Raw genomic sequence first — 15,449 nt, forward strand, 5'->3', positions numbered from 1 at the left:
CCGGCGATTACCAGGCTGTGACCTACTCGTCGTCCTCGTCGGCGCCGGGGCGTTCTGCCTCACGACCCCTCATGCTTTTATCTCAACAGCATGAGCCTTCGCTGCTACTCGTCGTCCTCGTCGGCGCCGGGGCGTTCGGCCCAAGGGGTTTCCTTGGCCGGGCGGACGACGATGAGTTTGTCGCCGGCGGCCAGGACCGAGACGTTGGAGTCGTAGTAGCGGTGCACCTTGCCGTCGCGGACGACGGAGACGACCCGGTCGGGGACGGCGGACGGCGGCTTGCCGACCTCGCGGCCGAGGACCGGGCGTTCGGCCACTTCGAGGCCCTCGCCGTACGTGAGCAGGTCCTCCATCACTTCACCGAGGTTCGGGCTGACGGAGGTGAGGCCGAGCAGCCGGCCGACGGCCTCGGAGGAGGTGACGACCGCGTCGGCGCCGCTCTGCCGGAGCAGTGGGACGTTGTCCTCCTCGCGGACCGCGACCACGATGTGCGCGTTCGGGTTCAGCTGCCGCACCGCAAGTGTGACGAGCACCGCCGAGTCGTCCCGGTCGGTCGTCACGATCACCTCGCGCGCCGTCATCACCTCGGCCCGGCGCAGCACGGTCCGGTTCGTCGCGTCGCCGTGGAAGGCGGCCATCTGGTCGTTGCCCGCGTCACCGACCGCCTGCGCCCGCGGGTCGATCACGACGATGCTGTCGCGCTTGACCCCGTTGCTGATCAGGGTCTGTACAGCGGAGCGGCCCTTGGTGCCGTAGCCGACGACCACGGTGTGGTCCTTCATCCGCTTCCTCCATCGTGTGTCGCGCATGATCCGGCGGCCCTCGTTGGCCAGGACTTCCAGTGTCGTGCCAACCAGAACCACCAGGAACGAGATACGCAGCGGAGTGACGATGAAGGCGTTCACCAACCGGGCCGTCGGGGTCACCGGCGTGATGTCGCCGTACCCGGTCGTGGTGAGCGTGACGGTCGCGTAGTAGATGCTGTCGATCAGGCCGACGCTGCCGTCGTAACTGTCCTTGTAGCCGTCACGGTCGACCACCACGATCAGCACCATCAGGGTCAACAGCCCCAACGCCACCAGGAAGCGGCTGAAGAGCTGAAAGAGCGGCGAGCGGGTGCTCGCGGGCAGGTTGACCAGCAGACCGTGTGGGTTCCGACCGGTGGGAAGGGGTGGCACGGGTCCGACGATATGGCACCGGCGGCCGATCCACCGCATGCGACAGGCTCTGGTCGGACAGTGCGACGGTCACCATCAGACTGTCGCCGTCCAGCACCGCCCTGGATCGCATCCGCAACCGCTCGAGGGTTCGCAGCATCGCGTGGTTCTCCGGCTGCACCATGCACACGACCCGGTCGGCGCCGAGCGCCCGCGCTTCGCTGACGACCTCGCGAAGCAGCCGCAGTCCCAGACCCTGTCCCTGCCAGCCGTCCTCGACGAGTACGGCGACCTCCATCGTCGTGCTGCCGAGCTCCTCCCACGGAGCCGCCGTCGCCATCCCGATCACCGCGTCGCCGAGCGACGCGACCACCGACACCCCACCGGCCGGTGCGGACAGGTGCCGTGCGGTCCGCGTGGTGAGCTTCGGCATCGGCACGTGGTACCGCCGGGTCCGGCTCTCGTACGAGCACCGCTCATGCATCGCGACCACGGCGTCGGCGTCCTCGACGGTCGCCCTACGCAACTCGGGTACGCCGCTCCCCGGGCGCGGACCCTCGACCACGTGCACCTGGCCGGCGAGCCGGCCCGCGATCTCCACCAGCGCATCCGCCCGGGCCCACTCGGCCGGCGTGTACTCGTCGAAGCCCTGCAGATTCCCGAGCTCCTCGTCGACGGACACCGGGTCGTCGATCAACCGCAGTACGGCGCGAAGGTAGCGCGTCGGTGCATCACTCAGTACGTCGGCCTGGCACGGGCGGACCGTCGTACGCAGGCAACCGGCCTCGGCGGCGAGTGCGGTGAGCTGGTCGGCGGTCCAGCCGACCCCGGTCGAGACCACCAGCTCGTCGACGGCACCGGTCTCGGCGGTGAAGACCTCCAGGCTGAGGATGTTGATGTCGTCCGCACCACACCGTGCAGCGAGTTCGGCCAGCGCACCGGGCCGGTCGGCGAGTTCGGTCCTGATCTTCCAGAGCATGCGGACGCCCTCCCTCGTGGAAACGTCCTTCCACTGTGCGTCCGGCCTGTTGCCCCGCCGGGTCCGGAATGTTACGCCCGCGTCAACGTCTGCGGCGGACCTTCGGCAGGTGCGGGGCAATCTTCGGCTTCCGCGCGGCCAGAACAGCGGCCGGCTCGCGCTTGTCCAGGTCGGCGTGGCGCAGAAGTTCCGGGTACGTCGAGGCCGGGACCGCCGGGTAGGTGGTCACGATCGCGTCGCCGGAGAAGACGAAGAAGATCGCCTGGCCCTCCTTGATGACCTTCAGCAGGGACCCGTCGCGGACCGTGAGGGCATGCTCGAGCGCCTTCTTCCGGGCGTTCCGCTTCGCCAGCGCGGCCTGCATCGCCTGCTGCGCCGGTTCTCGCCCATGCCGAATCGCCTCAACCGCCAACGGCCCGTACCGCACGCCGTACTTGATGAGGGTCTTCGCCAGTTGCCCGCTGCCCTTGCCACCCGCCATATGACGAGCGTACTGAGTGGGGACTGAAACAAGGGAACAATGGGGCTATGAGGACGGTCCCCCGCGTGGTGCGCCGGACGGTCGTGGATTCGCTTTACCTGCTCACCGCGCCGCTGACCGCCGCCGCCGGTCTGCTGGCGGTGCTCGGTGGGCTGTGCGTTGGGGCGGTCGGGCTGTTGCTGCCGACCGGGTCTCAGGTCGTGGCCGGCGGTCTGGCGCCGGTGCGGTGGTTCGCCGACGTGGAGCGCTGGCGAATTGCGAAGGTGCGTTCCCAGCCAGCCGGTGAGGAGGACGCTGAACGGCGGCCGAGACCGAAGGAAACCGCCGCGGCGGCCGACCCGGGGCTGTGGCTCGGCGTGGCGCACGCCGTCGTGGTGCTCCCCATCGCCCTGCTCACCGCGCTGGCAACGGCGCTGTGGTGGTGGACCGGCGTAGCCGCCTCGACGGTCGGACTGCGTGGCGGGTACACGGCCGGATCGCTGCGGCCCGAGACCCTGCGCGCAGGCCCTTCTGACTTCCATGTCGACGTGAGCCTGGGCCTGACGTCGCCGACCGAGCGGCTCGTCTTCGCGACCGCGGTCGGCCTGCTGCTGTTGTTCACCCTGCCGTTGATCACCAGGGCCTGCGTCGCCGTCCAGGCCGGGCTCGGGACGTTGTTGCTGTCTGAGGCTTCCGCGTTGCACCGCAGGATCAGCGGACTGGAGCAGGAGCGCGACACCGCTCGCGCGCAGACTGTCGCCGCGGTCACCGCCGAAGCGACCGCACTGCGCCGGCTCGAACGCGACATCCACGACGGACCCCAGCAGCGACTGGTCCGCCTGGCGATGGAACTCGGCCGCGCCCAGCACCATCTGGGTAGCAGGCCGGAGGCCGTCCGGGAGGCGCTCGCCGACGCCATCGTCCAGACCGAGGAGGCTCTGGAGGAGCTACGAGCCCTGTCCCGCGGGATCGCTCCGCCGATCCTGGTCGATCTCGGCCTGCGCGCGGCGATTACCAGCCTTGCCGCACGCTCGACCGTGCCCGTGGACATCGACGCCGACCCCCTGGACCGCCGGCTGGACGCCGCGGTCGAGACAGCCGCGTACTTCGTGATCGCCGAAGCCTTGACCAACGTGGCCAAGCACAGCCACGCCGACCGATGTGTAGTCAGATTGCGCGACAGCGGGGGGACCTTGCGAGTCTTGGTGGAGGACAACGGAGTGGGCGGTGCCGCATTGGCCAAGGGACACGGACTACGGGGGCTGGAGGACCGGTTGCTCGCCGCGGGCGGCCGACTGCAGGTCAGCAGTCCAACCGGCGGGCCGACGACGATCACCGCGGAGCTGCCGTGCAGCTGAACACACCACCCGAACCACCGGCAGGCCCCACGCCTCGCGGCCGGCTGCGGATCGTCGTGGCCGACGATTCGGTGCTGCTGCGCGAGGGCCTGGTCCGCCTGCTCGCCGAGGACGGTCATCAGGTAGTGGCCGCGGTCGGTGATGGCCCCGCCCTGATCGAGGCGGTTCTCGCACATCGCCCGGACATCTCGATCGTCGACGTACGGATGCCGCCGACCTTCACCGACGAGGGCCTGCGGGCGGCGATCACCGCCCGCTCGCAACTGCCCGGCTCCCCCATGCTGGTGCTCAGCCAGTACGTCGAGGCCGCCTACGCAGCCGATCTGCTGGCGGACGGCTCCGGCGCCGTCGGATACCTGCTGAAGAACCGCGTCGCCAGGGTCGAGGAGTTCCTCGACGCCCTCGATCGGGTCGCGCAGGGCGCGACGGTGCTCGACCCGCAGGTCGTTGCCCAGCTACTGGCCGGACAGCGCCGCGACAACGCGATCGGGACGCTGACCGCGCGTGAACGAGAGCTCCTCGCACTGATGGCTGAGGGCCATTCCAACACCGCCATCGCCCAGCAACTGGTCGTCTCCGCCAGCACGGTGGAGAAGCACATCGGCAACGTCTTCACCAAGCTCGGCCTGCCGCCCGACGATGCCCAGCACCGACGGGTGCTCGCCGTCCTCGCCTACCTCAGGGCTTGACGCACCGGTCCTTTGGTGGGGTCTGCCATACCTCCAGGTGTCCGGCGTACTGCGATGTCCAGGCGGTGGCGCTGCGGAATCGTGATCGGTATGACAACCGCATCAATGCCCACGGGCGCGCAAGAACAGACCCGGACGCGACCGGCTCACCGTCGGCGTCGTACCCGCCTTGTCCTGACGACGTCCCTGCTGGCCCTGACAGCCCTGGTCACCACAATCGATCAACCGACCGGCGCAGCCGCCGCACCGACCCGCACCCGGTCCGCCGCCTGGCAGAGCATCGCGACGCAGCGGGCCCAGCTGGACAAGTTGGCGCAGGAGGTGGTCAAGGCCGGGGCTCCCGGCGTGATCGTACGGGTGGACGACGGCACCGGCCGGCCGGTCGAGATCGCCGAACAGGCCGCCTGGAGCCGGTCGGATCACCTACTCGGAGCGGGCGACGAGTTCCGGATGGCATCCAACACCAAGACCATGATGGCCACGCTCGTACTGCAGCTGGTCGCCGAGGGCAAGCTCGCCCTCACCGACCCGGTGGACAAGTGGCTGCCAGGCCAGGTACCCAACGGCAAGGCGATCACGTTGCGCATGCTGCTGAACCACACCAGCGGCCTGTTCGACTACGCCGAAGACTCCCGGCTCGTACCGGCAATCCTCGGCAAAGACCGCCACCGCTGGACCCCTGCGGAGCTGCTTGCCGTCGGGGTGGGACACGATCCGCTGTTCGCGCCGGGCACGCAGTTCTCCTACAGCAACACGAACTACGTCGCGATCGGCGCCGTACTGGAGAAGGCCACCAGATCGAGTCTGTCCGAGCTGGTTCAGGACCGGATCGCCCGGCCGCTGAACCTGAAGCACACCTACTACGCCGCCGACTCCAGCTGGCGCGGCGCACATGCCCACGGCTACGAACCGGACGCCGCTCACATGTCGTCCGACGTACCGGCCGAGTTCAGGGACTTCGCCGGCCCACACCGTCATGGTCATGTCGATGTCTCGGGCAACGACCCGTCGTGGGGCGCTTCGGCCGGGGCGGTGGTCTCCACCGCGCCGGACTGGTCGCGCTTCTACAACGCGTTGATGTCCGGCAAGCTTCTGCCCGCGGCGCAGCTGGCGGAGCTGCGAACCACTGTGCCGCAGGATCCGGAGCAGCCGGACGGACCTGGCTACGGACTGGGCATCCAGACCGGCGACACCCCGTGCGGGACGATCTGGGGCCACGACGGCGGCATGCCCGGCTACCTCACCGCCAACGTCACCAACAGCACCGGCAACCGCACCGCGACTCTCCTGATCTCGACGGAGTCCTGGTCCGAGTTCGGGTCGGAGCCGAAGATCGCCGCGGCCGCCCAGTCGCTCCAGACCGCCGTGATCTGCTCCATGTTCGGCAAGCCGGTACCGGGCTGAGGCCTGCGTCTATCACAAGTCAAAAGAAAAATAGCAACTAGGTCTTGCTGATATCTCAACTCGCTCCTACTGTGATTTCAATTGGTCGGCGAGCGAAGGAGATCGCAGTGCGTCCCAGTCCTGATTCGCAACTGACCGGCTGGCGGGTCGGCGCCGATATCGGCGGCACGTTCACCGATGTCATCGCGCTGGGGCCGGCCGGCGAGGTCGTGCCGATCAAGGTGCCGTCCACCCCGCCCGACTTCGGATCGGGCGTGGTGGCGGCGACCATCGGCGTACTCTCGGCGGCCGGCGTCCAGCCCGAATCCGTGGTCGGCATGTTGCACGGCACAACCGTTGCCACCAACGCGATCCTGGCCATGAACGGCGTTCGTACGGCGGTGGTCACGACCCGCGGATTCCGTGACGTACTGGAGATCGGGCGGCTGCGACGGCCGGTGCTGTACGACCTGTCGTGGTCCAAGCCCGAGCCACTCGCGCGTCGCCGGCACCGGTACGAACTCGACCAGCGGATCACGGCCGACGGACGACTCGAGCCACCGACCGATGACGACGAGGTCCGCACCCTGGCCGCGCGATTGCGGGCCGACGGCATCGAAGCGGTCGCCCTCTGCCTGATCAACTCCTACGTCCGCCCTGACGAGGAGCGACGGGTTGCCGACCTGCTGCGAGCCGAACTGCCCGGTGTGTACGTCACCGCTTCGGTCGACGTATCCCCACTGCCACACGAGTACGAGCGCACCAGCACCGCAACGGTCAACGCGTACGTCGGTCCCGCGGTGCACGGATACCTCACCCGGCTGGAGGAAGGGCTGCGCGACGTGAAGGTCAGCGCACCCCTGATGGTGATGCAGTCCAGCGGCGGACTGCTCGACGCGGCGTCGGTCGCGCACCGGCCGGTACAGATCATCGAATCCGGGCCGGCGGCCGGCGTCACCGCCGTACAGAAGCTCGCCCAGCTGATCGGATTGTCGACAGTGGTCGCGTTCGACATGGGCGGGACCACGGCGAAGGCATCCCTGATCGAGCACGGCGAACCGTTCGTCTCGGCCGACTACGAGGTCGGCGGTGGCATGAACGTTGCCCGCGGCATCAGTTCGGGTGCCGGGTATCCGGTCCGGGCACCATCGATCGACATCGCCGAGGTCGGGTCCGGCGGCGGCAGCATCATCTCCGTCGACGCCGCCGGCGCGCTCCATGTCGGACCTGCCAGCGCCGGATCGCGTCCTGGCCCGGCCTGCTACGGCCAAGGCGGTCAGCTGCCCACACTGACCGACGCCAACGTGACGCTTGGATATCTCAGCCCGCATGACCTCGCCGGTGGCCGCGTAGCGATTCATCCCGAGCTGGCGATGACGTCACTGACGCCGGTCGCCGAGCAGCTCGGTGTGGACATCCCGAGTACGGCGCGCGGTGCGTACCAGGTGGCTGTCTCGAGCATGACGACCGCAGTGAAGGCAGTAACCAGCGAACGTGGCCGCGATCCGCGCGAGGCGACCATGGTCGCGTTCGGCGGCGCCGGTCCGCTCTATGCCGCCGCGCTGGCACGGGACCTGGGCATCTCGACGGTCATCGTGCCGGTGTATCCAGGTCTGTTCAGCAGCCTGGGCCTGCTCGTCGCCGACACCGAGCGCCACGAGCTCACGCCGTACCGGCAGGAGTTCGCCGACGTGAGTGCGCTCGCGACGGAATTCGGGCTGCTGGCAACGAAGGTGAGCGTGGAGCTGGGCGACGGTGCCGTCGTGGATCGGCTGCTGGACATGCGCTACCACGGTCAGCGCTTCGAGCTCCGGATCCGGGTGCCCGACGGTGACCTGACCGAGGACCTGCTCGCCGAGGTCCGGGCGCGATTCCATGCAGAGCACAAACGCACCTACGGCCGGGCCGGTTCGGACGAACTGGTCGAGCTGGTCAACCTCCGGGTCCGTGGCCGACTGCTGACCGATGTGTCGATCGCAGACGTGCTGCACTCCCCCATCGTCCCGACCCACGAGCCCACGACCCGCGACTGCCGGTTCGCCGAAACCGTGCGTACGCCGGTCGTGTCGCGCTCCGATCTCGGCGCCGAACCGGTCGACGGCCCGATGATCATCGAAGACATGGACGCCACCACTCTCGTCCCACCGGGTGCGCGCGTACACCGCGACCGGTTCAACAACATCGTCATCACCTGGAGTCCCGAATGATCCGCGACGCCGTGACCTTCGAGGTCTTCCGCAATGCCGTCACCGGGCTCGCCGACGAGATGGCGATCACGATCCTGCGTACGGCGCACTCCCAACTTGTTGCCTCCAGCATGGATTTCTCCGCCGCGCTGTGTGACTCGCAGGGCCGGGTCATTGCCCAGGCCAACACCCTGCCGCTGCACCTGGGGTCCATCCCGGGTGCGATGGAGGCGATCTTCGAGGCGTTCGGCGACTCGATCCGGCCAGGAGATCTCTATCTGCTGAACGACCCGTCCCTGGGTGGCATGCACCTGCCGGACATCTTCGCGGTCTCCCCCGTCTTCACCGGAGAAACTCTGCTGGGATTCTCGGTCACTGTCGTCAACCACACCGACGTCGGCGGCTGGGCGGCCGGCTCGATGGCCGTGCAGTCGACCAGTATCTTCGCCGAGGGCGTGCAGATCCCGCCGTCGCGGCTGATCGACGCCGGAGTACTGAACGAGACGTTCCTGCAACTGATCCTGCGCAATGTCCGTGAACCCGAACTGCTCCGCGGGGACCTCGAATCCCAACTGGCGGCCTGCCATACCGGGGCCGAAGGCCTGCGCGCGCTCGCAGCACGTCACGGTGTCGAAGAACTCGTATCCCTCATCGACGAGTTGCTCGACTACTCCGAGACGCTGCTGCGAGCCGCGCTGGCCGAAGCGGTTCCGGGGACGTACGAGTTCACCGACTACATCGACGACGACGGCCTCGGTTCGGATCCGATCCCGATCCGGGTGGTGGCCACGCTGTCCGCGACCGGGATCGACCTCGACTTCACCGGCTCGTCGCCGCAGGTCAACTCCGCGCTCAACGCGACGGAGTCCTTCACCCGCTCGGCCGGCTATGCCGCCCTGCAAGGTGTCCTCTCCTCGGACATCCCGGCCAACAGCGGCTTCTACCGGCCGTTCACCTTCGTCATCCCCGAGGCCTCGATCCTGAACGGACAACGGCCGGCCGCCCGCGCCGCCCGTGGCCTCGTGGGTTTCCGGATCGTCGACGCGGTGCTCGGGGCGCTCGCCCCGGTGTTCCCCACCCGGGTGCCCGCCGCCGGGGACGGCGGGCCGAACGGGATCGCGATCGGCATCGTCGAGGCCGACGGGGACTCCACGGTGCTGTGGGATCCCCTGGCCGGAGCATGGGGTGCGCGGCCCGACCGGGACGGTGTGGACGGGATCAGCGCGCTGGGCTCCAACCTCACCAACACCCCGATCGAAGAGCTGGAACGCTCCGGTCACCTCCGCATCGACGGGTACGGCTATCTGCCGGACTCCGGTGGAGCAGGCCGCTGGCGTGGCGGATTGGCGACGTTCCGGGACATGACCCTGCTGGCCCCCGAGGCCACCGTGCAGATCAGGTCGGACCGGCGGATGTTCCTGCCCTACGGGCTGGCCGGCGGCGCACCGGGGACGCCGTCGCTCAACATCCTCGATCCCGACGGTAACGACGAGCGGATGCTGTCCTCCAAACCGCACTTCACGATGACAGCGGGAGACCGCCACCGGCATGTGACCGCCGGCGGCGGCGGGCACGGTCCCGCCTTCGAGCGCGACCCGGAAAGGGTTCTCGAGGACGTCCTCGACGGCAAGGTCACGCATGCGGGAGCCACCAAGGACTACGGCGTCGTCGTCACCGCGGACGGTGTCATCGATGCGAGCGCTACCGCCGGGCTGCGCGGTCAGGCGCGCTGAAGCTCTATTATTCCTACCCACCGATTGGACCTGCGATGAGTTCGACCGCCGCTATCACCAAGGACGTCGTGGCGCCGCGCACGTGGCGCAAGGTCGGCCTTCGAATCACCCCGCTGATCGGCCTCGCCTACGTGGCGAGCTTCACCGACCGCGCGAACCTGGGTTACATCGCGGCGCCGATGTCGCGTGACCTGGGCCTGACCAGCCAGCAGATCGGGCTCGCCGCCGGTCTGTTCTTCATCGGCTACATCCTGGTCGAGGTGCCGAGCAACATGATGCTGCGCCGCTTCGGGGCGCGGATCTGGATCGCCCGGATCATGATCACCTGGGGGCTCATCACCGCCGCGACGTCGCTCGTGAACTCCGCGGCCGGGCTGTTCGTCGCGCGCCTGCTGCTCGGGTTCGCCGAGGCCGGCCTCGGCGCCGGAATCCTGCTGTACCTGACGTTCTGGTTCCCGCGCCGGCAGCGGTCCTGGGCGCTGTCGCTGTTCATTCTGATGACGCCGATCTCGGCGATCATCGGCTCTCCGCTGGCCGCCGCCGTGCTCGAGTGGGGCCAGAATATCCTCGGCATCTCCGGCTGGCGGGCGCTGTTCCTGGTCGAGGGTGCGCTGACCGTCGTCGTCAGCGTCCTGATCTTCTGCCTGCTGCCGAACCGTCCGCGGGACGCGCGGTGGCTCGACGACCAGGAGAAGAACGCCATCGAGACGACCCTCGCGGCCGAGGCCGCCGAACACTGCGCCCATGGTGCCCTCACCGGTTTGCGCGAGGCGTTGGTCAGTCCACGGGTCTGGGCGATGGCCGTGACCTGGTTCTCGATCGCGTTCGGGCTGTATCCGCTGGCGTACTTCCTGCCCACGATGATCGCGTCCATGCGCAACAGCATCGGTCCGGCCGGCGATGTCAGCAGCGTGCTGCTGTCCGCGATCCCCTGGGCGGCGTCCGTCGTCGCTCTGCTCGCCTGGGCCCGCTTCGCCGGTCGCACGACCGCGGTCACGGCGACGGTCGTACCGATGATCTTCGGTGCGACCGGGCTGGTGCTGGCGACGTTCGCGAACAGCGGCACTCTGTTCGTTCTCGCGGTCTGCCTGAGTGTTGCCGGGATCATCACCGCAATGGGTCAGTTCTGGCGGATCCCGGCGATCGGGCTGACCGGCGCGGCCGCCGCCTCCGGGATCGCGCTGATCAACTCCGTCAGCAATCTCAGCGGCTTCGTCGGCCCCTACATCACCGGATACATCAAGACTGCGACCGGCAACTTCACCTACGCACTGCTGGCGATCGCGATCATCATGGCCGGCGGCATCGTCGTACTCCTGACCACAGGGCGCCGGATGGAGAGCCTGGACGGGAGGCTGTCGTGACCGATGCGCTCGTCATCGGCGATCTCCAGCAGGGCATCACCAGGAATTATCCGTTCGCCGGCCGCGTCGTACCGCCGCTCACCGAGCTGCTCCCGCGAACTCGCGCGGCCGGAGTGCGGGTGGTGTTCGTGCACTTCGCGTTCCGGGTCAACGGGGCCGACCTGCCGCCGGACAACGCGCTGATGCGAGGGTTCTACGAAGCCGGGGACGCCTTCCATGAGGGATCCGCCGGGACCGAGCTCGACCTGCCGGTCACCGACGAGGATGTCGTCGTACTGAAGCGTCGTGCCAGCGCGTTCGCCGGCACGGATCTCGACCTAGTGCTGCGCGCGGGTGGCGTCGACTCTGTCACGATCGCCGGCGTCGCGACCAGCGCAATGGTGGCCGCCACGTGCTACGACGCGGCAGACCGTGGCTACCACGTGACCGTACTGCGTGACGGCTGTGCCGACGGCGATCAGGCCATGCACGACTTCTTCATGGACAAGGTGTTCCCCAGCCGTGGATTCAAGGTCGTCGATTGCGCGGACTGGAGCGGGCTGTGAACGCGGCATTGCTGGCCCGGCTCCAGACAGACCTCGACGTACGCCGGACAACGTCCGGGCTTCGCCACGATCTCGTTGCCTCGGGCATCCAAGGATCGGTACTGCGGGTCGACGGCGAGATGCTCGTGAACTTCGCCGCCAACGACTACCTCGGACTCGCCGGCGACCCGGAGGTGCTCGAATCGGCGCAGCGGGCACTGCGCGACCTGGGACTCGGAGTCTCCGCGGGACGCGTACTGTGCGGCACGCGCGACATCCACGGCCAGCTCGAGGCTGCCATCGCGGACCTGGTCGGAGCCGAGGACGCCGTGCTGTACGGCTCCTGCTTCGACGCGAACCTCGGCACCTTCGACGCCCTGCTCGGCCGGTCCGACGCCGTCTTCAGCGACGCGCTGAACCACGCCAGTCTGATCGACGGCATCCGCTTGTCGTCGGCCCGGCGGCAGGTCTTCGGCCACGCGGATCTCGCCGACCTCGAGCGCCGTCTTGCCGCCGGAGCGGACGCTCGCCACCGGCTCATCGTCACCGACGGAGTCTTCAGCATGGACGGCGACATCGCTGCCCTGCCTCAGCTCGTCGGACTCGCACGACAGTACGACGCGGCGCTCATGGTCGACGACTCCCACGCAACGGGCGTGCTTGGCGCAACCGGCGCAGGCACCGCTGAGTACTACGGCTTGGACGGCGGCATCGACGTACTGACAGGAACACTGGGCAAGGCGCTCGGCGGTGGCGCCGGAGGCTTCGTCGCCGGCTCACACGCGGTCGTGGAGACGCTGCGACAGTCCTCACGCCCGTACATCTTCACCAATGCGATGGCACCGGCCCTGGCCGCTGCGGCGATCACGGCGATCCGGATCGCGCGACGAAGCCCCAATCTCCGAGAACGCCTGGCAGCCAACACAGCCTGGCTCCGCAAAGCATTGAGCGATCTCGGGTACGACGTACTGCCCGGTGACCACCCGATCATCCCGGTGATGCTGCGCGGCGGTTCGCTCGCCCGCGACGTAGCGGCCGCACTCCGGCGAGACGGGGTACTTGCCTTCGCGCTGTCGCATCCCGTCGTACCGGCGGGCGAGGAGCGGATCAGGGTGCAGGTCTCCGCCGCACACACCACCGCCCAACTCGAACTCGCGGCAGCCGCCTTCGCTCGCGCGTCCACCGTGATGGCCGTCGCGTGACCGCCGACGTGGGGCTCCACGCGCCGACCAGCGCGGACAGCACGGAACTCGAGGGCCGGGTCGCGATCGTGACCGGTGGTGCGAGCGGCATGGGTCTCGCGACCGTGCACGCGCTGGTCCGCCGCGGCGCGACCGTCGCAGTCCTCGATCTCTCGGCTCCCGGCCGGGCCGAGCTGGCGTCGATGCTGGATGTGCCGGCGGACCGCGTCCAGTCGCTCGCGGTTGACGTCACGAACGGCGAGCAGGTCGACCGGGCGTTCGCCTCGCTGCTGGCGGAGCACAGCCGGCTGGACATCTTGGTCAACGCGGCAGGCATCGCGCCGGCCACGTCGTTCGAGGACATCACCGATGACGAGTGGTGCCGGGTGCTCGCAGTGAACGTGAACGGGACGTTCCTGTGCTGCCAGCGAGTGCTGCCGGCGATGCGTTACGGCCGCTGGGGCCGGATCGTCAACTTCTCCTCCACTGCCGGCAAGACCATCAGTACCGTCGGTGGCGCGCACTACACGACCGCGAAGCACGGCGTCCTCGGGCTCACCCGGCACCTGGCGACGGCTTGCGGGCCGGACGGAGTCACGGTGAATGCCGTCTGCCCGGGTCTGATCGACACACCGATGGCCCGCGGTCTGCTCCCCGACGCGTCACTCGAGCGCGCGACCCGGTCCTTCCCCGTGCCTCGGGTCGGCCTGCCCTGGGAGGTCGCCGAGCTGGTGGCCTTCCTCGCCTCCGACCGGGCCGCCTACATCACCGGTGCGGCCGTCGACATCAACGGCGGGGACCTCATCGTCTGAGCCGACGGTCCACCGAACTCCTTGAGAACCGATCAGAAGGGTGAGCAGCCAGTGAGCATCATCAAGACCATCGAACACCGCATCGGCGGCCGGAGCACCATCGGCGAGTCGAGCCGCACCGTCCCGGTCTGGAACCCCGCGACCGGCGAGCACCAGGCCGACGTCTACCTCGCGGAGGTAGCCGACGTCGATGCCGCCGTACAAGCGGCACGTGCGGCTTTGCCGGGCTGGGCCGAGACGTCGGTGATGCGCCGCTCGCGACTGATGTTTGCCTTCCGCAACCTTGTCGAGAAGTACCACGACGACCTCGCGCGGATCATCTCCGCCGAACACGGCAAGGTCCTCGACGACGCCCGCGCCGAGGTCGTCCGGGGCATGGAGGTGATCGAGTTCGCCTGCGGGATCCCGCAACTGCTCAAGGGCGAGTACTCCGACCAGGTCTCGACCGACGTCGACCTGTTCTCGTTCCGCCAGCCGCTCGGCGTCTGTGCCGGCATCACGCCGTTCAACTTCCCCGCGCTGGTCCCGCTGTGGATGCACCCGATCGCGATCGCTACCGGAAACACGTTCGTGCTCAAGCCTTCCGAGCGCGACCCGTCGGCGTCCAACTTCCTCGCCGACCTCTATGCGGACGCCGGCCTGCCCGACGGCGTCCTCAACATCGTCCACGGTGACAAGGTCGCGGTCGACGCGATCCTCGACCACCCGGACATCGCCGCGGTGTCGTTCGTCGGCTCGACGCCGATCGCGCAGTACGTGCACGAGCGGGCGACCCGCGAGGGCAAGCGGGTCCAGGCACTCGGTGGCGCGAAGAACCATGCCGTCGTACTGCCGGATGCCGATCTCGACCAGGCTGCGGACCACTTGATCGCCGCGGCGTACGGCTCCTCGGGCCAGCGCTGTATGGCGATCTCCGTTGCCGTCGCGGTCGGCGACGTGGCCGACGCTCTGGTCGAGCGGGTCGGCAAGCTGGCGCAGGCCGTCCAGGTCGGTCCGGGGTTGGAGGCCGGTGCCGAGATGGGTCCGGTCGTGTCACCGGACGCGCTCGAGCGGATCCGGGACTACATCGGCTCCGGTGTCGACGCGGGCGCGGACCTCGTCGTCGACGGCCGCGAGATCGATGTCCAGGGCAACGGTTTCTTCGTCGGCCCGACCGTGTTCGACCACGTCACCCCCGAGATGGATGTCTACCGCAACGAGATCTTCGGTCCGGTCCTGGTCGTCGTCCGGGTGGGCTCACTCGACGAGGCGATCAGCCTCGTGAACCGCAACCCCTGGGCCAACGGTACGGCGATCTTCACCCGCAGCGGCCAGGCTGCCCGGGTGTTCCAGCGCTCTGTGCAGGTCGGGATGATCGGCGTCAACGTCCCGGTCCCGGTGCCGATGGCGTTCTATTCCTTCGGCGGCTGGAAAGACTCGCTGTTCGGCGACCATCACGTTCACGGCCCCGAGGGCGTCGCGTTCTACACACGTGCGAAGGCCGTCACCACCCGCTGGCCCGAGGAGTCGGTCGACGGCCCGCAGCTCACGTTCCCTACCGCGGTCTGACACCTCCGGACCGCGTTCCGGGCACCCGATCCCCCGGCGGGTGCCGCCGGCGCCGGCCCGCTACTTGGAGCGGGC

13 protein-coding genes are annotated in these 15,449 nt (G+C 68.7%); 10 read left to right on the plus strand and 3 right to left on the minus strand.

Annotated features, from left to right (window positions below):
* Window positions 1–104: 104 nt before the first annotated feature.
* From AB0L70_RS35265 to AB0L70_RS35275, 3 genes are all read right to left on the minus strand, one after another.
* The gene (locus tag AB0L70_RS35265; RefSeq protein ID WP_363691167.1) at window positions 105–1,055 is read right to left on the minus strand and encodes a potassium channel family protein; all 951 of its coding nucleotides are present in this window, start codon (window positions 1,053–1,055) and stop codon (window positions 105–107) included.
* Complete coding sequence (locus AB0L70_RS35270) at window positions 1,027–2,136, minus strand: GNAT family N-acetyltransferase (protein ID WP_363691155.1); 1,110 nt, start codon at window positions 2,134–2,136, stop codon at window positions 1,027–1,029. Before AB0L70_RS35270 ends, AB0L70_RS35265 begins: the two co-directional genes overlap by 29 nt.
* A gap of 82 nt (window positions 2,137–2,218) precedes the next feature.
* A complete protein-coding gene (locus AB0L70_RS35275; protein ID WP_363691156.1) occupies window positions 2,219–2,617 on the minus strand; it encodes a hypothetical protein in 399 nt (132 codons plus the stop codon).
* A gap of 47 nt (window positions 2,618–2,664) precedes the next feature.
* Between AB0L70_RS35275 and AB0L70_RS35280 the strand changes: the two genes are divergently transcribed.
* The 10 genes from AB0L70_RS35280 (at window position 2,665) to AB0L70_RS35325 (ending at window position 15,374) form a co-directional block, all read left to right on the plus strand.
* On the plus strand, window positions 2,665–3,954 hold the full coding sequence (locus AB0L70_RS35280; protein WP_363691157.1) for a sensor domain-containing protein: 1,290 nt from the start codon (window positions 2,665–2,667) through the stop codon (window positions 3,952–3,954).
* A gap of 44 nt (window positions 3,955–3,998) precedes the next feature.
* Window positions 3,999–4,643 (plus strand): response regulator transcription factor, encoded by a 645-nt coding sequence (locus AB0L70_RS35285; protein ID WP_363691168.1) that lies wholly within the window; start codon window positions 3,999–4,001, stop codon window positions 4,641–4,643.
* A 90-nt stretch (window positions 4,644–4,733) separates the two neighbouring features.
* A complete protein-coding gene (locus AB0L70_RS35290; RefSeq protein ID WP_363691158.1) occupies window positions 4,734–6,047 on the plus strand; it encodes a serine hydrolase domain-containing protein in 1,314 nt (437 codons plus the stop codon).
* A gap of 107 nt (window positions 6,048–6,154) precedes the next feature.
* Window positions 6,155–8,233, plus strand: a complete 2,079-nt coding sequence (locus AB0L70_RS35295; RefSeq protein WP_363691159.1) for a hydantoinase/oxoprolinase family protein — start codon at window positions 6,155–6,157, stop codon at window positions 8,231–8,233.
* Window positions 8,230–9,945: a hydantoinase B/oxoprolinase family protein gene (locus AB0L70_RS35300; protein ID WP_363691160.1), complete on the plus strand. Its 1,716-nt coding sequence runs from the start codon at window positions 8,230–8,232 to the stop codon at window positions 9,943–9,945. The genes AB0L70_RS35295 and AB0L70_RS35300 overlap by 4 nt, the downstream gene beginning before the upstream one ends.
* Before the next feature lie 35 nt (window positions 9,946–9,980).
* Window positions 9,981–11,309 carry an MFS transporter gene (locus tag AB0L70_RS35305; RefSeq protein ID WP_363691161.1) on the plus strand — a complete coding sequence of 443 codons (1,329 nt, stop codon included), beginning with the start codon at window positions 9,981–9,983 and terminating at the stop codon, window positions 11,307–11,309.
* Window positions 11,306–11,854, plus strand: a complete 549-nt coding sequence (locus tag AB0L70_RS35310; protein ID WP_363691162.1) for an isochorismatase family cysteine hydrolase — start codon at window positions 11,306–11,308, stop codon at window positions 11,852–11,854. The genes AB0L70_RS35305 and AB0L70_RS35310 overlap by 4 nt, the downstream gene beginning before the upstream one ends.
* Window positions 11,851–13,035: a glycine C-acetyltransferase gene (locus tag AB0L70_RS35315; RefSeq protein WP_363691163.1), complete on the plus strand. Its 1,185-nt coding sequence runs from the start codon at window positions 11,851–11,853 to the stop codon at window positions 13,033–13,035. Before AB0L70_RS35310 ends, AB0L70_RS35315 begins: the two co-directional genes overlap by 4 nt.
* Window positions 13,032–13,826, plus strand: coding sequence for an SDR family NAD(P)-dependent oxidoreductase (locus AB0L70_RS35320; RefSeq protein WP_363691164.1), 795 nt, complete (start codon window positions 13,032–13,034; stop codon window positions 13,824–13,826). Before AB0L70_RS35315 ends, AB0L70_RS35320 begins: the two co-directional genes overlap by 4 nt.
* Before the next feature lie 57 nt (window positions 13,827–13,883).
* Entirely contained in the window at window positions 13,884–15,374 is a 1,491-nt protein-coding gene (locus tag AB0L70_RS35325; protein WP_363691169.1) for a CoA-acylating methylmalonate-semialdehyde dehydrogenase, read from the plus strand.
* Window positions 15,375–15,449 lie beyond the last annotated feature (75 nt).

This window comes from Kribbella sp. NPDC051952, from assembly GCF_040680855.1.
GTDB lineage: Bacteria > Actinomycetota > Actinomycetes > Propionibacteriales > Kribbellaceae > Kribbella.